We start from the raw sequence: 19579 nt of genomic DNA, 5'->3' as shown, positions 1-19579 counted from the left end.
CAACGAGTGAGGCCCCGGAAGGGGCCTCACTGTTTCACGGCAGGGAAGGGCTATCGCGCCAGCAGGAAGCGACCGGTGAGGGGCGCCACCTCGATGGCCTGGCTGCCACCGCCGAGCAGGATCTTCTCGCCGCTCAGCAGATCTTCCAGGCTGCCGGCGCTGCCCAGCTTGCCGGCCGGCAGGGTATAGCTCAGGGGGGCTGTGGAGAGGTTGAGCAGGTAGAGGATCTGCTCCCCGTCCGCCGACTTGATGTCACCGTAGAGACTCCCCTCGGCCACCAGCTTGGTCCGCTCACCCCGATAGAGGGCCGGATGGGCGGCCCGCAGGGCCATCAGCTTACCGAGATAGGCCTTGAGATCGCGCTGGTCGGCATCCGGGCTGAAGGTGGCCGGTACCTTGCCGTCGCTGCGCGCGACATGATCGTCGCACAACCCCTGATCGGCGCACGCACCCGACACCTTGGCGGCGAAGCCAGGCACCTCATCCCCCCACTCCTCACCGTAGTAGAGGGTGATGGGGCCGGAGCGGGCGGCGAGGAAGCTGAACGCCGCCTTGTGACGCTGCCAGTAACTCTCGGGGGAGAAGCCGCCGCGCTGCAGCAGATCCCCGAAGCGCACCAGATCGTGATTGCCCAGCATCAGGTTGGGCATGGCGTGAGGCGGGTAGTTCTCCACCCGGTTCCAGCTGGCATCGAGCACGGCGGCCCCCTGCCCCCCCTTGCCCGACTCCTCCACCGCCAGGGCCTGCATCAGGCCGTAGCGCAGGGGGAAGTCGAAGGCCGACGGCAGGGCCGGCGCATCGGCCGGGCCATAGGCGGTGCGGCTGATGGCATCGGCCCCGTCCCACACCTCGCCCACCAGATAACCCAGGGTGCCCCAACTCTCCCCTCTGGCCTTGCGGGCGGCGCTGGCAGCCTCGACCGTCTTGCGGATGGCGCGCCAGCTCTCGAGATCGAGTTGATAGGCTTGATCGAGGCGCCAGCCATCGATGCCATACTGCTCGACCCAGTGGCGAGCCACCTCCTGGAAATAGGCGAGGCTCTGGGGCTGGCTGAAGTCCACCAACTGCCCCGGATAGTCGGCACCACCGCTCTTGAGAGCCGGCAGGCGGCCCTCGGGGGAGGGCTGACTCACCCCGACCCGATTCACATGGCCGAACACCCCGTCGAGGATGACGTAGAGCCCCTTGGCGTGAGCCGCGTCGATGAGCGCCTTGAGCTCGGCGTTGCTGCCGAAGTTGGGGTCGACCCTGAAGTAGTCGCAGGCGAAATAGCCGGTGGCATTGAGCCGTTCGTCCCCCCCCTGGCCGGCGCAGGGGTCAAACACCGGGGTGAGCCAGAGGGCGTTGACCCCGAGGGAGGCGATATGATCAAGATTCTGGCGGATGCCGGCCAGATCCCCCATATGACCCGAGGGACCGTAGCCCACCCCGTAACCCCGGCGGGTGTCCCCGTCGACGAAGGCCTCGACCATCACCTGATACATGCGCAGGTTGCAGGCCGCCTGACTCTGGCCATAGCAGGCCCGGGTGGCCGTCTCGGGTTTGATCTCGGGATTGGTGGGGGGCGTGGGGGAAGCGGTTCCGCTGCTGCTGCCACCGCCGCCGCAGGCGGCGAGCCAGAGCGCAGCCGCGACCAGGGTCGCGGCGCGAGTCCATCCGTGTTTCATTGTTATATTCCCGCTGTGGAGTAAAAAAGCATCGAATCGGGCCCCATCATAGCGGGGATGAGGGGGCCCTTGCCGTGACTGAAACCGTTACCGCACTACAGTGCCCCGGCACTGCGGAAGCGGTAGTTGACCCCGAGCCAGAAGGTGCGACCCGGCTCTGGGATACGCCCGCTCTGCTCATAGCCGATGTCGGCCTGGCTGGCGTGTACCGACTTGGAGAGGTGCTCGTAGTAGAAGGTGTCGAACAGGTTGTCGATCCCGCCGGAGAGCTGCCACTCGGGGGTCAACTGCCAGGCGGCGCTCCAGCCCAGAGTGGCAAACCCCGGGGTTTCACCCTGATCCTGGCCGGCCACATTACCGGCCCCCACGTCGACCCTCTCCTGACTCGCCACGGCGCGGCCCACCAGGGTCGTGCTCCAGCGCTCCTGAGGTTGCCAGGTCAGGGCCAGCTTGCCATCCAGGGGCGGCATCTGGGCCAGGGCCCGCTGTTCGCTCCGGTTGATGCCGAAGGTGTAGGCCACCCCGCCGTCGAGACGCCACTGCTCGGCCAACTGCCAGCGCAACTCCAGCTCACCGCCCCGGGTCTGGGCATCCACGTTGCGCATGGCCGGCTTGCTGCCAGGACGGGCGGTGTAGAGCAGGTAGTCATCGATGTCGGCGGCGAACAGGGAGAGGGTCACGTCCAGATCCCGGGTACGCCAGGCGAGGCCGGCATCCCACTGGCGGCTCTGCTCGGGTTTGAGGCGAAAGGGAGTGGTGTCGCGGCTACGCTCCCAGAAGTCGGGGGCCCGCTCGGCCTGCCCCCAGGCCAGGTAGCCGGTGAGCGGCACGCCGAAGCGGTACTCGTAGCGGGCGAAGGCGCTGTCGAGGCGATCGACCACCGCCTCACTCACCCGCTCCTGCTCATAGGCCTCTGTCTTCACCCGATCCCGGCGATACCCCGTCTTGGCACTGTGGGCTCCCCACTCCCCCCCCAGCTCAACGAAACGCCCATCCTGCTCGAAGGAGAGGGTCTGCATACGCGGCTTGGTGGCGTAATCGACCCCGCCGCGCCCCCTGTGGTGATCCCGGTTGGTGTCGAGACCCGCCGTCAGGGTCAGGGAGCCTGGCAGGGCGACGTCGTTGGCCCAGCGTCCTCCCCGGTTCTCCCGATCCGGGTTGGAGAGGCGCTTCATCCCGTCGTTGGGGCGCAGGGAGAAGTTATCCATGATGTGATCGATGTCGTTGTCCCACAGGGTCAACTCGCTGCGCTGCCACCAGCCATTGATCTCGAGCTGGCGCGCCTTGAGACCGAACGACTCCCGGTCAAACATGGGGCCGTCCATCATGCGATCCGCATAGGCAGCCCGGGCGTTGCTGCGCTCGGCGGTCAGCTCGACGAGGCTCTGCGCTGTGGGCGCCCAGCCAAGCTGGGCCGTGGCATTTTCACGGCGGTAGAAGGAGCGCACTCGCTCGCCGTGGCCATCCTGGTAGTCGCCCGCGTCGGAGTGGGTGAACTGGGTTCGCAGGTAACCCGTTTCGGAACCCAGGGTGCCATCAAGCATCTGGTCGTCCCGTCCGGCGCTGCCCACCAGGGCAGCGGCATCGAACATCAGACCGGGTTCAGTGAAGAGGGGCTGATCCCGCTCGAACAGGACGGTGCCGGCCAGGGCGGCGCCGTGCTCCAGAGACTGGGGCCCCTTGAGCACCCGGATACGATCGAACGACTGGGGGAAGAGGTAGGCGGTCGGCGGATCCATGCGCCCACCGCAGCCGCCCGCCAGCATGCCACCATCCACCTGCACATTGAGGCGGGACATGCCCATGCCGCGCAACACGGGATCGCCACCCAGCCCCCCCTTGCGCACCATGCTCATCCCCGTGATGTTTTTCAGATAGCCGGCGCCATCGGCCGCCGGCATGGGAGAGCCGGGCTTTTTCGGATCCAGGGTCACCATCAGGGTATCGGCGGGACGAGAGGCGACCACCACCATGGGCTCGAGTACCTGGACCTCGGCCGCGTGAAGAGGGAGGGCCATGGTGACGGCCAGGGCCAGGAGGCTGCGCGAATAACAAGCCATACACTTTCCTTATGCTTCTGTTTTTATGATGTCGTGCCATCTGCCACCAAGATTACCCCTGGGGAAAGGTTTGCGTTCGGAGCGCAAAAAAGGGCCTCATGAGAAGACGAGAGACCCTTTGGAAACTGGTTGGCAAAATGTTGCGCAGGTTTTACGCCCTGGCAGGGAAAAATGCAATCACCCTAACCTTTCCGTAACGGTAATCTTGTTCAGGATCACAAAACCGGATCGCCAAAACGAAGTCCGGTGGCGATGAGGTGATAGACATCGTGAGCCGAGATGACGCAGCCGCATGGCCAGCTCAGACGATGGTGATCATCCAGGCTGACCCGGGCAAAACTCCGTTCGTCATCGATCCCGGCCAGCAGCGGCTGAGTACGCCAGGGGGCCAGATCCAGCTCTCCCGTGGTGCCGTCGGAGAGCACCACAAACAGGCGCCAGGGGGCGAGATACTCCACATCGATAAAAACCGGCATCCTTGACAGCTCCCATGATGGATTTGCGCCCATTATAGGGAGTCGCAGCGGGAGCGACATCACCGGGGATTTCCCCTCTCATACCCAAAGGAGCCACCCGGCTGTAAAGGAGAAGAGACAGCCGACCTAGGAGCGGGGGAAACAGGGGAGAGAGCGGCTGAATCTGTGCTCAAACACCAGGGAGGTCTCGAGGTGCACCACCTCTTCCCGAGAGGTGAAGTGATCGAAGACGAAGTTGCGCAGGTGGTCGGTGTCGGGTACGCACAGGTGCACCAGAAAATCATCCTTGCCCCCCATGTGGAACAGGCTGATCACCTCGGGCAGGCCGATGATGGCATCGCGCAGTTCGTCGATGATCTGGCGGCTGTGACGGGCCAGACGCAGGGAGACCATGGCCTGGATATGACCACCCAGAGCCTGGTGATCCACCTCGCAGTGGGCCCCCTTTAGCACCCCCTCACCCTGCAACTTGCGCACCCGCTCCAGGCAGGTCGAGGGGGCAACGCCGACCAGGGCGGCCAGATCCTTGTTGGTCATCCCGGCGTCGCGAAACAGATGAGAGAGGATATCGAGGTCGAGTTGATCCAGGTTCTTCATTCCTTGGCTTCCTGCTGCTTGGCTACGACCCCAGAGTGCCCGTTTGCGCCGCCAAACTCAATCGCCGGGCGAGAGGGCCAGCAACAGGCACTCATCCTGCCCCATCATGACGCGTCCCTGCAGGCGCAGGCCGAGCCGCTCCAGCAGGCGGATGGAGGCGTGATTCTCCGGGGTAACCACGCCCAGCACCTGCTCGATGCCGAGACGGCGACGGCCATCTTCCAGCACGGCCCGGGCCGCTTCGAGGGCGTAGCCACGGCCGCGAAAGGCCGGCAGGAAGGCGTAACCTATGTCCACATGCTCCAGATGATCCCGTTTGACGAAGCCACAGATCCCCATGGGCACACCATCGCTGCGCCCCTCCACCATGCCGAGCCCGAAGCCGTGGCGACCATAGCTGACCCTGGGCCCCTGCTCGATATAGTGGCGCGCCTGCTCCAGGGTACGCACGCCCCGATCGCCGATGTAACGGTGAAAATCCCCGTCGTTGAGCAGCTCGAGAATAAAGGGGGCATCGCCGGCGACCAGCTCGCGCAGGCGCAGGTGTTCGGTTTCGATCAGCATGGGGGACTCCTTGGCAAAGGAACAGGGTGCCGGAGAGGAGGGGGAAAAGGCAAGGGCGGTCTCCCGCCCCTGACTCAGGCCGCCAACAGGGAGGCGAAGGCGTTATCCTGCTCCCGCGACTCCAGCAACACCCGGGCGCAGCGCTCCCAGACCAGGCCGACGCGGGCCGAGATCTCCCCCGGCCACTCGGGGGGAGGTGCCTCACTCACCTCACTCTGGGCTGACAGCACCAGGGCCAGGTGGATGAGGGCAGCCTCCTGGGAGAACTCGGGCGCCTTGATGGGGTTGTAGTGGTACTCCACCGCCCGGCAGATGAAGTCAGGGAAGTGCCACTGGCGAGCCAGTTCGGCCCCCACCTGGGCGTAGTTGAACCCCACCACCAGCGCCTCGGCCTTGGCACGCCCCTTGGTCGGCTCCAGATCCACGATGTGATGGATGGTGTGCTCCGGCAGCCCTGCGTGCATGACCAGGCGGCCCAGATCATGGATCAGCGCACAGGTGAAGACCTCTTCCCCGTTGCGCCCCGCGGCAGCCGCCAGGCGGCGAGCCAGCTCGGCCACCTCGAACACATGGCGCCAGTAGTGGCGCAGCTCGATACCGGGTATCTCTCTCATGGCACCGGTCAGGCCACTGGCCAGCACCATGTTGCGCACCACCGCCAGCCCCAGCCGCACCACGGCCTCGTTGACGGTGGCTATCTGACGATTGCCACCAAAACGGGCCGAGTTGGCCACCCGCAGCAACTTGGCAGAGATCACCGGATCCTTGGCGATATGCTTGGCAATGGTCAGCAGGTCAGGCTCACGCTCATTGAGGGACTGGATCAGGTCTCTCACCACCTCGGGAATATTGGGCAGGTTCTGCGTCTCGTTGAGCAGAGAAGCAATGCTAGGCATCTTGAATGTCCTCACAGGAAAAAGGGGGTGCCCCTCGCCAGCAAGTATGAATTCAAATCCTCCCGCACAGCTCCGACACAAAATAAATGCACTTTTCCGCCGTGATATACTACCGCTCCATCCATGAGGAGTTCCCATGAGCGATACCCTGTTCGACGAAGCCATGTTGCGCGAGATCGTGGCCAACCAGCTCTCCGAGCGCAACCCGCCCCACACCACCGCCACCCTGCTGCGCCTGACCATGAAAGGGATGAGCCGGGATGAGGCGACCGACTACATCGTCTGTGCCCTGGCCGCCGAACTGATGGCCATGGAGGCCGACGGCGCCCCCTTTAATCTGGAGCGTTATCAGGGCTTTCTCGACACTCTGCCCGAGATGCCCTGGGCAGACGACGAGGAGTAACAAAAAGCCAGCGCATGCTGGCTTTTTGTTCCGGTTATTTCATCGCCCCTCCGGCCCCCTTCAACTCATCCTTGTTACGCTTGGCCTCCCGTTTCTCTTTCAGGGTCATCTGCGGTTTCTTCTTGGCATCTTTGCCATGGGATTTACTCATGCTGTGAGCTCCATATCAGACCGAGACAGTGTGGGAGGTGGAGTGGCCCAGCTCCCTCATCCATTGCAAGCAGCGGTGAAAATATGTTCAACACCGGTTCCAGCCTACACCCGTTTTCCGTCGGCCGCCAAGGTGAAGAGAGAGGGCTTTCACCCTGCTCTCGTTATGGATTAAGGTAATCCCATGCCCCCTCCTCCCGGGGTCTCTCAACCAAGGAGCAGAACGTGATCCGAAATAGTGAACAAGGGTATGGCCTGGCCTCTGCCACCCTGCACTGGCTGACGCTGATACTGATCATCGCCGTCTACAGCACCATGGAGTTTCGCGGTGTCTTTCCCAAAGGTTCGGTCGAGCGAGACCTGATGAAGCAGTGGCACTTCATGCTGGGTCTTGGCATCTTCTTCATCGCTCTGGGTCGTGTCCTGCTGCGGCTGCTCTGGCCTACGCCACGCATCGTCCCCACCCCGCCCGCCTGGATGGAGAAGCTGGCCCATCTCGCCCACCTGGCCCTCTATGCCCTGATCATCCTGCTCCCCCTGCTGGGGTGGCTGACCCTGAGCGCCGCCGGCAAGCCCATTCCCTTCTTCGGGGGCGAGCTCCCCCCCCTCATCGCCCCCAACCCGGGACTGCGTGGCCCGATTAAGGAGACCCATGAGCTTATTGCCAATCTGGGCTATGCCCTGATTGCCCTTCATGGGGCGGCGGCCCTCTATCACCACCACATTCTCAAGGACACGACCCTGACCAACATGCTCCCCCACAAGCGCTGAACCGTCTCGGCAGCAGGCCTTGCATGAAGGCCACATCTGTGGTCTGCTGCCTGACCGGCCCGCCGGAGCGCGGGTAAACCAACAGGGATGACATGACCGCGACCTACCAGACCCGAACCCGGATGGTGATGGAAAACCTGCGTGCCCGCATTCTCAGCGGCGAGCTCCCCGCCGGCGCCCCCCTGCGTCAGGATGCCCTGGCCCGGGAGCTCAGGGTGAGCCGCATTCCGGTGCGCGAGGCCCTGATGCAGCTCGAGGCCCAGGGGCTGGTCAAGTTCACCGCCCATCGTGGCGCTGTTGTTACCGAACTCGAGAGCAGCACAATCGATGAGCTGTTTTATTTGCGAGCCCTGCTGGAAGCCGATACCCTGTTCCACGCCGTCGACCTGATGACCGAGGCCACCTTTGCCGAGGCAGAGGCGATTTTGGCCGAGTTTGACCAGGCACTGGAGAGCGGAACCCGGGTAGAACGCTGGGCAGAGCTGAATCATCGCTTTCACGCCACCCTCTATCGCGCCGCCGGGCGACCCCAGGCTCTGGAGCTTATCGCCCAGATCAACCTCAGCTGTGACCGCTATGTCCGTTTCGAGCTGCTCTTCGCCCACGACGGGGTCGAGAAGGCCGAACGGGAACACGCCCACCTGCTGGCCCTGTGCCGACAGCGGCGCAAACATGAGGCCGTGGTGCTGCTGCAGCGCCACATCGCCGATGCGGCCAATTCGGTCAAACAGATACTGCAGTCCGGAAAATAACCACTCGCTCGTAACTCATAATGGCAACTGACATGCAAACCCCTGAGATCATCGCCAACCGGGTCGCCCAGGTCCGGGATACCCTGAGATCCCTTGAGCTGGATGCCTTCATCGTCCCCCATGACGATGAGCATCTGGGAGAGTACATCCCCGCCGACGCCGAGCGCCTCGCCTGGCTCACCGGCTTCAACGGCTCCGCCGGTGTCGCCGTGGTGCTGACCAACCGGGCGGCCCTGTTTGTCGACGGTCGCTACACGGTTCAGGCCCGCCTGCAGGCTCCGGGCGAGATCTTCGAATATCACCATCTGGTCGAGACCCCTCACGTTGCCTGGCTGGCTGACCAGCTCGAACGCGGCGCCCGGGTTGGCTTCGACCCGCGACTGCACAGCCTGAACAGCTATCGCGAGGCGAAGGTCCTGCTCGCGGATCGCGGCATCGAGCTGGTACCCGTGGCGCAGAACCCCATCGATCAGCACTGGGACGATCGCCCCGCCCCGAGCAAGACCCCGGCCATCCTCTACGGGGAGGAGCTGGCAGGGGAGTCGAGCACCGCCAAGCGTGAGCGCATCGCCGCAGACCTGCGCAAGCGCGGCCTCGATGCCGCCCTGCTGACCCAGGTCGAGTCCATCAACTGGCTGCTCAACCTGCGTGGTCGCGACGTGGAGCGCCTTCCCGTGGTGCTCGGTTTCGCCATCCTCTATGCCAACGGTACCCTGGACTTCTTCGTCGACACCGACAAGCTCGAGTGCTTCGCCTTCACCCAGCACGTGGGCAATGACGTCTCCCTCCACCCCATCGACAAGTTGGGAGAGGTGCTGAGCCGCCTTGGGGAGGATCGCCTGCGGGTGCTGGCCGATCCGGCCACCAGCAATGCCTGGAGCCAGCTCACCCTGGAGGAGGCCGGCGCGACCCTGGTAGCCGGCCAGGATCCGACCCTGCGCCTCAAGGCCTGCAAGAACGAGGTGGAGCTGGCCGGCATGCACAACGCCCACCAGCGCGACGCCGTAGCCGTGGTGCGCTTCCTGGCCTGGCTGGATCGCCTGGTGCAGAGCGGTGACCTTGATGGGGTGGACGAGGGGACCCTGGCCGACCGCCTCGAGGCGTTCCGCAAGGAGAGCGATCTTTACGTGGAGCCGAGCTTCGACACCATCTCGGCCCTGGGCCCCAATGCTGCCATGTGTCACTACCGCCATACCAATGGCGTGCCGCGCCCCTTCGGCCTGGATGGCATCTATCTGGTGGACTCGGGCGGCCAATACCTCGACGGTACCACCGACATCACCCGCACCCTCTGCGTCGGTGAGGTGACCGAGGAGCAGAAGGCCCTCTTCACCCGCGTCATGCAGGGCCATATCGCCCTCGACCAGGCTCGCTTCCCGCGCGGCACCGCCGGTATCCAGCTCGACGTGCTGGCCCGCCTTCCCCTGTGGCAGGCCGGCTTCAACTACGACCACGGTACCGGCCACGGCGTCGGCCACTTCCTGAGTGTTCACGAAGGGCCCCAGCGCATCGGCCCCAAGGGCAACCTGGAGCCCCTGCAGCCGGGCATGGTGCTCTCCAACGAGCCGGGTTACTACCGGGAGGATGGTTTCGGCATTCGCTGCGAGAACCTGGTGGTGGTCACCGAGTGTGAGGAGCCGAGCGAAGTACCCATGCTGCGCTTCGAGCGCCTCACTCATGTTCCGTTTGATACTCGCCTTATCGACCGCTCCCTGCTGAGCCCGGACGAGTTCCGCTGGATCAACGAGTACCACGCCGAGGTGCGCCGCCGTCTCAGCCCCCTGCTGGAAGGGGACGATCTCGCCTGGCTGGAGCAGGCGACCGAGCTGCTGTAACAGGGTCAAACGACTCATCCCTCTCAATCCGGGCCCCAGTGGCCCGGATTTGTTGACTGGCTCGCCAAGGGCAGTGGTGCCCTCTTTCTTGATCCGCATCATGGAGCCAGAAGCCGGGATGACGACAATAGGCCCCCCTATGAACAAGCTGACTCACCCCCGACTGCGCCGTGAACGGCGCGCCATGCACACCAAGATTCGCCTCTTCTGCCGCCACCACCATCGCGGTGAGCAAGAGTGTGACTGCAAGCGACTGGTGAGCGTGGCGGATAACCGGCTGCGCCTGTGCCGCTTCGGTGTCGACAAGCCCACCTGCGTGCGCTGTGATCACCCCTGCTTCCCGGCGGCCGGCCACCTGAGACTGCAGCAGATGAGCCTGTGGGCCAGGCTCCCCATGCTCTGGCGCCACCCCTGGCTGGCCCTGCGCCACTGGCTGGATGGCCAGCGCCGACGCCCCGCCCTGCCAGGCAGTCGCCCCTTGCCGCGCTAGGGCAGTGACGGCATACTCCCCGCACCTGATCGGATGGAGAGCTGCCATGTCCCTGATTGCCCGCCTGCGACTGCGTCGTGCCCTCAAGCGTGTACTCCCCCTGGCCCTGCGCCTGCAACGGGACTACGGCCCGGCCGACGCCTATACCCGGGCCCAGCTGGAGAATCTGGCCAACCGGGAGAAACTGGGTACCCTGGCACGCCAGGCACTGCACGCCCTCTTTCGCCAACCGGGCAGCGAGGAGCAAGAGTTGCTTGCCCTGCGCACCAAGCTGGCCAGTCGCCTGTTCGACCCGGGCCACATCTTCACCGCCCACGACCTGCTCACCCTCTGCAAGAGCGGCGGCTGGCGTGGCGGCACCGACCGAACCGTCCAGACCCAGGGCGCCCGTTTCCACCAGTATTGAGTTTGAGGAACCGTCATGACCCCGTCACCTGTCATCCGCCTGGCCCATCACGCGGACCTGCACGCCATCTGGCAGATCGAATCCCGGGTGTTTGGGGATCCTGTCTACCCCGCCTTCTTCTTTCGCCAGGCGCTGGATCTCTGGCCGGATCTGCTGATCGTGGCCGAACGGGAGGGGGAGCTGCTGGGCTATGTGCTGGGAGGACTCGGTGAAGACGCCGAGCTGGGCTGGGTCCTCTCTCTGGCCGTCTTGCCCGAGGCCCGCAGCCAGGGTCTGGCCCAGCGTCTGCTGGAGGAGCTGGAGTGGCAGCTGCGCAAGCAGGGGATGCACAGGACCCGCCTCACCGTGGATCCGGCCAATCTGGCCAATCGCCTCTACGAACGCCTGGGCTATCAGCTGGTCGCCGTCGAGGCCGAATATTTCGGTCCCGGTGAGCCGCGCAACGTGCTGGAGAAGGCGCTCCACTTTGCCGTCAACGCCGAGGGCCAGGAGGCCCGCGCCTAACACACTTGGTTACAGATTTCCGATTTGCCTCTGTCGGTGACCGGGGTAGAGTAGAAACGTCCAAATGGTGAACAATTTTAACGAGGGTGACTCCCCATGCTGAACACGAGCAAGAAACTGGCCCTGCTGGCCATGATCACCGCCTCCCTGGCAGGCTGTGCCAATAGCGACATCTACTCCGGCGACGTCTACACCGCCGACCGCGCCAAGCAGGTGCAAACCGTCACCTATGGCACCATCCAGGCGGTACGTCCGGTCAAGATCCAGGCCGATGACAGCAGCCTGCTCGGCACCATAGGCGGCGCCGTGGTCGGCGGCCTGCTGGGCAGTACCGTCGGGGGTGGCACAGGTCGCGATATCGCCGCCGCCGGGGGTGCCATCGCCGGCGCCGCAGCCGGCAAGGCCATCAACGACAAGGTGAACCAGGTCGACGGGGTCGAGCTGGAGATCCGCAAGGACAACGGCGAAGTGATCGCCGTGGTACAGAAGGCCGATGCCAAGTTCCAGCCGGGCGCCAAGGTGCGCATGAGCCAGGGGAATGGACGGGTCAACGTCGCCGTCATCAACTGAGCACAGCGCCGGTAAAAAAGGTCCCTTTCGGGGCCTTTTTTGTTTTTTCCTGTCAGATCCTGCAAGAGATCACCGATTTGGCATCCCCCCATTGACCGGTTTGACAAATACTCAGGATACTGCCGGTGACTAAGGAGGCACTATGCTGGATCAGAGCTGGCTGGAAGCAGGATCCGACGGCGAGGATCAGGATAAGCTTTTCCTGCGCCTCAAGAGTGCCACCAGTTGCAGCGAAAACCAGCTTCAGGCCCTGCTCAAGTCCTCCCCCTGGCACCGCTGGCAACCCCAGCTGGAGGGGATAAAACAGGCGGTTGCTCGCCTCAATGCCCTGCAGGCCGCCCATGAACTCCCCGCCCCCATCGATCGCTTCTGCATCGCGGTGCGACGCGATGCCCAACTCAAGATCCAGATCGACAAAGACAAGATGACGGCCCACGTCGCCGTTGTGGCCGACTGGGGAGGGGAGCCTCTCACCCTGGATCGGTTGCAAGAGGCGATGGCCGCAGCCGGTGTCACGGTCGGCCAGAATCCCGATCTGGAGCGTCAGGCGGTGGCCATGATGCATCACGCCCAGGCAGGCAGTGAGCAAGTGCTCCCCATCGCCCGCGGGATCCCGGCCAAAAATGGCCTCGACTGCCGCTTCGAATCCCTGGTCGAGACCATGGCCGACAGGGTCCTCAAACCCCGCGAGCTCGATAATGGACGGGTCGATCTGCGCGATCTCGGCACCCTCACCACGGTCCAGGCCGGCACCCCTCTGCTGCGGCGTCATCCGGCCACCCAGGGGGAACCCGGCGTCAACGTCCAGGGACAACCCCTGCCCCCCAAGCCGGGCAAGGAGCTGCCCCTCAGCGCCGGAGAAGGGAGCGAGATCAGCGCCAGCAACCCCAATCTGCTGGTCGCCCTGCGGGCCGGCATGCCGAGGCACGACAAGAACACCATGGTGGTGGACAACCTGCTCACCATCAAATCGGTGGATGCCAAACACGGCCATGTGGAGTTCAATGGCAGCCTCATCATCACCGGGGACGTGGAGCCGGGCATGAAGGTCAAGGCGAGTGGCGACATCGCCATCGGCGGCTTCGTCGAATCGGCCCAGGTCCAGGCTGGCGGCCATCTGGCCATCAAGCACGGGGCCATCGGTCACCGCACCACCGACCACAAGGCCTTCACCTGCCGCCTCAGCGCCCAGGGCAACCTGACGGTCGCCTTCGCCCAGTACGCCAGTCTGGAGTCCGATCAGGATCTGCTGATCCAGAACCAGGCCTCCCACTGCTACTGCCGTGCCGGCAAGAACCTGATCGTCGGCGATGCCAGCGGCCGCAAGGGCACCCTGCTCGGTGGCCTCGCCATCGCCAATGACAGCATTCAGGCCCCGGTGATCGGGGCGCTGGCCGCCAACCACACCCGCTTGCAGGTGCTCGGGGGCTACTTCGCCCTCCACTCACGGGAGCAGGAACTGACCCAGGAGAAGGGGGAGATCCAGGCCATGCTCGGCAAGATGCAGACACTGCTGATCAAGCTGGTCAAGCTCCCTCAGGAGAAACGGGATCGCGCCCTGCTGCTGCGCCTGAAGGAGCAGAGGGAACACCACATGACTCACCTGAAGGAGATCAGCGGCGCCCTCGAAGAGCTACAGGACGAGTTGACGGCCGTGCTTGGCACCATCCACGTGGCTGCCACCGTACGCCTCTACCCGGGGGTGGAGGTGGAGCTGGCCGATCGCCTCTACAAGCCCCAGATCGAACACGGCCCCTGCCGCATCCAGATCCAGGAGGGGAAAGCGGTGCTGCAACCCTGGACCCCGCCAGCCAAGGCGGGCCACTGAGTCATCGCATCGTCGGCGGCTTTTGAGTAGACTCTGCCCTCTCCCGCCCTCTTCATCAGGTAGTTGACGTATGTACAAACTGATCGCCCTCGACATGGATGGAACCCTGCTCAACCATCAGAAGCTGATCTCGGCGCGCAACAAGGCCGCCATCGCCGCCGCACGCCAGCAGGGGGTGACGGTCGTACTCGCCTCCGGCCGTCCTCTGGAGGGGATGAGCGCCTATCTGGAGGAGCTGGGCATGACCGGCGAGCAGGACTATGTCATCTGCTACAACGGCACCCTGGTACAGCGCGCCGCCGATCGCGGTGTGATCCGCAGCCAGTCACTGCGCGGGAGCGATGCCAGCCGCATCGCCAGCCTGGCCGCCGAGCTCGGGGTCAACGTGCACGCCTTCTCCCCGGAGCGCGGCCTCATCACCCCCGCCATGAACCACTACACCGAGCACGAATCGCGCCTGAACGATCTCCCCGTCACCCTGCTCGACTTCGCCGGCCTCTCCCCCGAGGAGGAGATCCTCAAGGTGATGCTGATCGATCCCCCCGAGCTGCTCGGTCCCGCCATCGCCCGCCTGCCGGCTGAGCTCTACCAGGCATACACAGTGGTGCAAAGCGCCCCCTTCTTCCTCGAGATCATGAACCGCGAGAGCCACAAGGGGGCCGGGGTCGCCGCCCTGGCGGAACATCTGGGGATCGCGCGACATCAGGTGATCTGCATGGGAGATGCGGGCAACGACAGCCATATGATCGACTACGCGGGCCTTGGCATCGCCATGGGCAACGCCACCGACGAGCTCAAGGCCATGGCCGATCACATCACGGCCAGCAATGACGAAGACGGTGTCGCCCTCGCCATCGAGCGTTTCGTGCTCGGCCACTGAGCCTTTCGGTAAAAACGATTCCCGTCACGGCCCGGACAATTGCCTGCCAGAACACCCCCTGGCAGGCTATCTTTTCCCCCATCCCCCCCTAGAATGTCAGCCACTACAGGCAGATTGATTAGAAGAAGGCCCACCATGATTGACCGCTCGCTTCCCCTTACCGATCTTCACCGCCATCTGGATGGCAATATCCGTGCCCAGACCATACTGGAGCTCGGCCGCCGCCATAATATCGCCCTGCCGGCCGATGAACTGGAGGCACTGCGTCCCCACGTACAGATCGTCGAAAACGAGCCGAGCCTGGTGGCCTTCCTGAAGAAGCTGGACTGGGGCGTCGCCGTGCTGGCCGACTACGATGCCTGCCGCCGGGTCGCCTACGAGAATGCCGAGGATCTGCTGCGGGCCGGTATCGACTACGCCGAGCTGCGCTTCAGCCCCGCCTACATGGCCATGGCCCACAAGCTCGATCCGCAAGGAGTGGTGGAGGCCGTGGTGGACGGGGTTCGCGCCGGCTGCCGTGACTTCGGGGTGCAGGCCAACCTCATCGGCATCATGAGCCGTACCTTCGGCACCGAGCAGTGCCGTCGCGAGCTGGAGGCCTGCCTCGCCCACGCCAATGCTCTGGTCGCCATCGATCTGGCCGGCGACGAGCTGGGCTTCCCGGGTGAGCTCTTCACCGACCACTTCCGCCGGGTGCGCGACGCCGGCCTGCGGGTCACCGTCCACGCCGGTGAGGCCGCAGGCCCCGAGAGCATGTGGCAGGCCATCCGCGATCTCGGCGCCGAGCGTATCGGTCACGGGGTCAAGGCCATCGAGGATCCGCGCCTGATGGAGTTCCTCGCCGAGCGCCGCATCGGCATCGAGTCCTGCCTCACCTCCAACGTGCAGACCAGCACGGTCGAGAGCTTCGAGCGCCACCCGATCCGCCAGTTCCTGGCTCACGGCATCCTCGCCTGTCTCAACACCGACGATCCGGCGGTCGAGGGGATCGAGCTGCCCCACGAATATGAGGTGGCCGCACCGGCCGTCGGCCTGAGTGCCGCCGAGATCCGTCAGGTTCAGCAAAATGGTCTGACCCTGGCCTTCCTCGGCGAGGCCGAGAAACAGGCCCTGGCCGCGCGCTGCGCCGCCCGCTCCTGACCCGCACTGCCACTGATGACGGGCCCGCACTGCGGGCCCGTTTCGTTCATGGGCCATTCACCGGCACCCGCTAAGCTGCGCGCGATCGGCGGGCATGGTGTCCGCCACCCCGAGGATGCCCCATGACATCGGCCCCCCTGAACGACCCCAAGACCACCCTGGCCACCACCCTCAGCAACACGGCCCACGCCCTGCAGGGAGAGAGGGTCAGCCTGCGCCAGATGCTGGAGCTGATCGGCGAGCAGGGGATGCTGCTCTTCTGCCTGCTGCTCACCGTGCCCTTCCTGCTGCCGGTCTCCATCCCCGGGGTCAGCACCCCCTTCGGCCTGTTGATCCTGCTTATCGGCATCGGCATCGCCCTCAATCGGGTGCCCTGGCTGCCCCGTATGCTGATGGACCGCCACTTCGCCACCGACCAACTCAAGGCGACCCTGCACAAGGGCTCCGCCCTGCTGGCCAGGCTCGATCGCGTTATCCGGCCCCGCCTGCTGATGCTCAGCGAGAGCCACACCATCAACCGGGTCAACGGCCTGCTTATCGTCGCCGCCGCCCTGCTGCTGATGCTGCCCCTCGGCGCCATTCCCTTCACCAACACCCTGCCCGCCTGGTGCATCCTGCTACTGGCCGCCGGCATGCTGCAGCGCGATGGCCTGCTGATCGCCGGGGGCTACACCCTGCTGACCGCCACCCTGGGCTGGTTCACCGCCCTCGGTATCGCCGCCCTCAAGGCGGGCCAGGGAGCGGTCAACCTGCTGGGGTGAGGCTCCTCACTCCACCAACTCCAGCCCCAGGCTCTCGAGCAGGGCCAGGGCCTCGAAGCGGGAGAAGCGGGCCCCCTTGACCTCGTTCTCCCGCACATCGATGTCATAGCCGGTGGCATCGCCAAAATCGGCGCCTCCGAGCCTGGTCCGGCGAAACAGGGCCCGGGAGAAGTCGCTCCCCCTCATGCAGGCCCGGGTCAGATCCGCATCGCGCAGATCCGCATCGTGGAGGCCGCACTCCTCCAGCACCAGGCGCTGCAGGGTGAGTCCGAAGAAGGAGGCGTGATGCAGGAGGCAGTGGTGAAAACGAAGACCAAACTCCTTGTGATAGGGGGCCCAGGTCAACCGGGTCCAGTCTATGCCCACCAGCTTGCACTCGCTGAAGGTAACCTCCGCCAGGGTGGACCAGGGGAACGCCGCCATGCTCAGGTTGCAGCGAACAAACTCGCAGTTGACGAAGGCACAGTTCCTGAACTGTGCACCGGAGAGATCGCACCCGATGAAACGGCACTCCTCGAATTCGACCTGCTCATGTTGGCTCTCGGGCAACTCTAGCCCCTCAAAATGGAGCCCAAGACAGAAAGCCCCCTGCTCCCAGGGTGTATACATGGCGTGATACTCCTCGATGGCGCGCCCTCTGGACGGGCGAAAGGGGAAGCGTAACACCCCGGGCAGAGCCCATGGAACAGGGGATGAGTCACTCACAGCGGGCTCCGCCGCCCCTGGTGGGCCATGGCGCAGCGTGTCGGACAGGGCACTCGTCTTGGTGTGTGTGATGTGCCACCCGCCAAATACCGACAGTCACGTCATGAAAAAGTAAATAAGGCCAGTCAGAGCTGGCCTTATTATATTAGTTGCACCATATTTTCTGCGTGTAATATTTATATCTTGATGCGTGTATTCAAAACCCGTTTGGGTTATCGATAATATAGCGCCAGCCACCATCCTGATAGGTCATCACCTCGAGGGCCATCCCCTTCTTGCCCCCCTTAATCTCCCAGTTTGAGCGGACGAGCGCCGTGTCACCGTTAATATGAATCGAGGCACCGTGGTTGATCATCTCAACCTCGCCACTCATATAACCGGCGAGAGCCTGTGTGATCGCCGCCCTCCCCTTCGCCTGCTCACCCCTCTCGTTGAGGACCAGCACGGCATCCGGATGAAACAGGGTGGCCAATCCGTTCAGATCCTTGGCGGCGAAATAGATGGCAAATAGCGAATGCAGTTCAGCGGGTGTTTGCGGCTTTTTATATTCTGCCATGGCAGGCGACGCCATTAATATGGCCAGCACCCATAACAGGGACCATGCTTTCATTCTTCTCTTCCTCTGAAATAAATATGAGAGAAAGAGTAATGACATCTGGCCAGGTTGTAAATTAGCTACCAGAAGGTAACTAATTACCATCGGGTAACCATCGCGGTGGTTTTTATATTAATGGGCCAGCGGCCCCTTCATCCACATTCGCATATGCAGGGACTCATAAGAGGGGCCTGGATCGTCCCTGCATGCCCTCCATCGCGGACCAAAAACAGTAACGGGAGGCATCGCCTCCCGTTGTCATCGGTTCGCTCAGAGCCCGAAGCGGGGACGCAAGCGAATGCCGATCAGGCTGCCCGCCAGGGCCATCAGCATCCAGACCCAGCCGTGCAGGCTGCCCGACGCCGTGCCATCGAAGAAGCCCCCCAGGTTGCAAGCGCTGTACATGGCCCCCATCCCCATCAGCAGGCCGCCGAGAATGGCCGCCAGGCTGTTGCCGAGCCTGATCGGGGCGAAGTGACCGCCACCGCTGATGCAGCGTGCCAACATGGCCCCCAGGATCCCCAGCCAGAACATGCCGACCATGGGGTTGAGAAAGAGCGGCTGGGCCAGCTTGGGGCTGCCTTCGAACAGACCAAACAGGGAGGCACCGCGCAGGGCCATGTCATAGACGGCCCCGGTGATGGTCCAGGCCGAGCCGTGCAGGGCTACCACGGCCGAGTTAAGCAGGGCGATAAGCACGCCACCGGTCAGCACGGTGAAGCGGCCATCGCGCCAGAAGAGATTGCCCGTCCCAAACAGGGGGGTGACCTCTCCCCTGTGTCGCCGTTCACTGCGACGGAACAGTACGAAGAGCAGGGCCACCAGCGCCAGGTTGAGCAGCATGCCACCCCAGAGGTTGCCGGTCAGATCCCTGGCCAACACCACCTGGCTGGAGAAGGTGGACTCCAGCTCGGGGCGGAACTGGTTGCTGATGAGGGTGCCGATGCCATAGCAGAGCAGCACCAGCCAGAAGCGGGGCTGTCCCTCACCACAGCAGTAGAGGGTGCCGGTGGCACAGACCCCCGCCAGCTGCATGCCGATACCGAACAGGAAGGCGCCGGCGATAAAGGGAATGCCGATGGCCATCACGTTACCCACCATGGGGTTGCCAAACAGGGCGTGGCCGAAGGAGAGGAAGGCGGTGAACAGCAGGATCTCGATGGCGATGGTGAGCAGATGCACCCGCACGTAGTAGCTGTTGCGTTTGGTCAGCATCTCGCGCCAACCGAAGACGATGCCGAAGCGGCTAAAGGAGAGGGTGAAGCCGAAGCCGAATCCGATCAGAGCCATCAGGGCCCATTTCATGCCGAAGGTATTGCCAAGCCAGAGTAACGCTCCCCCCGCGATTGCCACGATGGGGAGCGACCATTTTCGATTCATACCTGTAGTTCCTTATGAGGAAAAGAGACGGGAGCGGGGATCCTATTACCTCATTGAGTCCGACACCATCGCTTTTGACCCTGTGATCACAGGGTTGATCTTCAAATGAAAATAAATATCATTTGCAACCCTCAGTGGGATGACCCACG

At 64.0% G+C, this 19579-nt stretch carries 21 protein-coding genes; 12 read left to right on the top strand and 9 right to left on the bottom strand.

Annotated features, from left to right (window positions below; genetic code table 11):
- Nucleotides 1-50: 50 nt before the first annotated feature.
- The 6 genes from AB5Y48_RS16720 to AB5Y48_RS16695 form a co-directional block, all read right to left on the bottom strand.
- Nucleotides 51-1667, bottom strand: a complete 1617-nt coding sequence (locus AB5Y48_RS16720) for an alpha-amylase family glycosyl hydrolase (protein WP_368165198.1) — start codon at nucleotides 1665-1667, stop codon at nucleotides 51-53.
- Nucleotides 1668-1762: 95 nt separating this feature from the next.
- Nucleotides 1763-3727, bottom strand: a complete 1965-nt coding sequence (locus AB5Y48_RS16715) for a TonB-dependent copper receptor (RefSeq protein ID WP_368165196.1) — start codon at nucleotides 3725-3727, stop codon at nucleotides 1763-1765.
- Nucleotides 3728-3942: 215 nt separating this feature from the next.
- Nucleotides 3943-4203, bottom strand: coding sequence for a DUF2442 domain-containing protein (locus tag AB5Y48_RS16710; RefSeq protein ID WP_050665718.1), 261 nt, complete (start codon nucleotides 4201-4203; stop codon nucleotides 3943-3945).
- A gap of 126 nt (nucleotides 4204-4329) precedes the next feature.
- Complete coding sequence (locus tag AB5Y48_RS16705; RefSeq protein WP_050665717.1) at nucleotides 4330-4800, bottom strand: Lrp/AsnC family transcriptional regulator; 471 nt, start codon at nucleotides 4798-4800, stop codon at nucleotides 4330-4332.
- A 57-nt stretch (nucleotides 4801-4857) separates the two neighbouring features.
- Nucleotides 4858-5361: a GNAT family N-acetyltransferase gene (locus AB5Y48_RS16700; RefSeq protein WP_050665767.1), complete on the bottom strand. Its 504-nt coding sequence runs from the start codon at nucleotides 5359-5361 to the stop codon at nucleotides 4858-4860.
- 77 nt (nucleotides 5362-5438) lie between these two features.
- The gene (locus AB5Y48_RS16695) at nucleotides 5439-6260 is read right to left on the bottom strand and encodes an HDOD domain-containing protein (RefSeq protein WP_050665716.1); all 822 of its coding nucleotides are present in this window, start codon (nucleotides 6258-6260) and stop codon (nucleotides 5439-5441) included.
- Between the two features lie 136 nt (nucleotides 6261-6396).
- On the opposite strand from AB5Y48_RS16695, the gene AB5Y48_RS16690 reads away from it, so the two are divergent.
- The 12 genes from AB5Y48_RS16690 (at nucleotide 6397) to AB5Y48_RS16635 (ending at nucleotide 16750) form a co-directional block, all read left to right on the top strand.
- On the top strand, nucleotides 6397-6663 hold the full coding sequence (locus AB5Y48_RS16690; RefSeq protein WP_050665715.1) for a hypothetical protein: 267 nt from the start codon (nucleotides 6397-6399) through the stop codon (nucleotides 6661-6663).
- A gap of 375 nt (nucleotides 6664-7038) precedes the next feature.
- Nucleotides 7039-7584 carry a cytochrome b gene (locus tag AB5Y48_RS16685; protein WP_050665714.1) on the top strand — a complete coding sequence of 182 codons (546 nt, stop codon included), beginning with the start codon at nucleotides 7039-7041 and terminating at the stop codon, nucleotides 7582-7584.
- 92 nt (nucleotides 7585-7676) lie between these two features.
- Complete coding sequence (locus tag AB5Y48_RS16680; RefSeq protein WP_050665713.1) at nucleotides 7677-8336, top strand: GntR family transcriptional regulator; 660 nt, start codon at nucleotides 7677-7679, stop codon at nucleotides 8334-8336.
- A gap of 32 nt (nucleotides 8337-8368) precedes the next feature.
- The gene (locus tag AB5Y48_RS16675; RefSeq protein WP_368165193.1) at nucleotides 8369-10171 is read left to right on the top strand and encodes an aminopeptidase P family protein; all 1803 of its coding nucleotides are present in this window, start codon (nucleotides 8369-8371) and stop codon (nucleotides 10169-10171) included.
- Between the two features lie 139 nt (nucleotides 10172-10310).
- Nucleotides 10311-10661: a nitrous oxide-stimulated promoter family protein gene (locus tag AB5Y48_RS16670; protein ID WP_050665711.1), complete on the top strand. Its 351-nt coding sequence runs from the start codon at nucleotides 10311-10313 to the stop codon at nucleotides 10659-10661.
- Between the two features lie 46 nt (nucleotides 10662-10707).
- Entirely contained in the window at nucleotides 10708-11067 is a 360-nt protein-coding gene (locus AB5Y48_RS16665) for a DUF6559 family protein (RefSeq protein ID WP_050665710.1), read from the top strand.
- 15 nt (nucleotides 11068-11082) lie between these two features.
- Nucleotides 11083-11571, top strand: a complete 489-nt coding sequence (locus AB5Y48_RS16660; protein ID WP_050665709.1) for an N-acetyltransferase — start codon at nucleotides 11083-11085, stop codon at nucleotides 11569-11571.
- 96 nt (nucleotides 11572-11667) lie between these two features.
- On the top strand, nucleotides 11668-12141 hold the full coding sequence (locus tag AB5Y48_RS16655; RefSeq protein WP_050665708.1) for a glycine zipper 2TM domain-containing protein: 474 nt from the start codon (nucleotides 11668-11670) through the stop codon (nucleotides 12139-12141).
- A gap of 142 nt (nucleotides 12142-12283) precedes the next feature.
- Nucleotides 12284-13969 (top strand): DUF342 domain-containing protein, encoded by a 1686-nt coding sequence (locus AB5Y48_RS16650; RefSeq protein ID WP_368165190.1) that lies wholly within the window; start codon nucleotides 12284-12286, stop codon nucleotides 13967-13969.
- 70 nt (nucleotides 13970-14039) lie between these two features.
- The gene (gene yidA / locus AB5Y48_RS16645; RefSeq protein ID WP_368165188.1) at nucleotides 14040-14849 is read left to right on the top strand and encodes a sugar-phosphatase; all 810 of its coding nucleotides are present in this window, start codon (nucleotides 14040-14042) and stop codon (nucleotides 14847-14849) included.
- Nucleotides 14850-14984: 135 nt separating this feature from the next.
- On the top strand, nucleotides 14985-15989 hold the full coding sequence (gene add, locus AB5Y48_RS16640) for an adenosine deaminase (RefSeq protein ID WP_050665706.1): 1005 nt from the start codon (nucleotides 14985-14987) through the stop codon (nucleotides 15987-15989).
- Nucleotides 15990-16111: 122 nt separating this feature from the next.
- Nucleotides 16112-16750, top strand: a complete 639-nt coding sequence (locus tag AB5Y48_RS16635; RefSeq protein ID WP_050665705.1) for an exopolysaccharide biosynthesis protein — start codon at nucleotides 16112-16114, stop codon at nucleotides 16748-16750.
- Nucleotides 16751-16756: 6 nt separating this feature from the next.
- Here the strand turns inward: AB5Y48_RS16635 and AB5Y48_RS16630 are convergent, their stop codons facing one another.
- The 3 genes from AB5Y48_RS16630 to AB5Y48_RS16620 all read right to left on the bottom strand — a co-directional run bounded on the left by AB5Y48_RS16630 (nucleotide 16757) and on the right by AB5Y48_RS16620 (nucleotide 19430).
- Nucleotides 16757-17359: a pentapeptide repeat-containing protein gene (locus tag AB5Y48_RS16630; RefSeq protein ID WP_368165185.1), complete on the bottom strand. Its 603-nt coding sequence runs from the start codon at nucleotides 17357-17359 to the stop codon at nucleotides 16757-16759.
- 292 nt (nucleotides 17360-17651) lie between these two features.
- Nucleotides 17652-18065 carry a DUF4440 domain-containing protein gene (locus AB5Y48_RS16625; protein ID WP_224160776.1) on the bottom strand — a complete coding sequence of 138 codons (414 nt, stop codon included), beginning with the start codon at nucleotides 18063-18065 and terminating at the stop codon, nucleotides 17652-17654.
- A gap of 255 nt (nucleotides 18066-18320) precedes the next feature.
- The gene (locus tag AB5Y48_RS16620; protein WP_368165183.1) at nucleotides 18321-19430 is read right to left on the bottom strand and encodes a YeeE/YedE family protein; all 1110 of its coding nucleotides are present in this window, start codon (nucleotides 19428-19430) and stop codon (nucleotides 18321-18323) included.
- Nucleotides 19431-19579 lie beyond the last annotated feature (149 nt).

It is taken from the genome of Aeromonas sp. R6-2, assembly GCF_040908155.1.
GTDB classification, from domain to species: Bacteria; Pseudomonadota; Gammaproteobacteria; order Enterobacterales; family Aeromonadaceae; genus Aeromonas; species Aeromonas schubertii.
The sequence above is the reverse complement of the archived record's forward strand: the minus strand, read 5'-3'. Positions and strand labels throughout refer to the sequence as shown.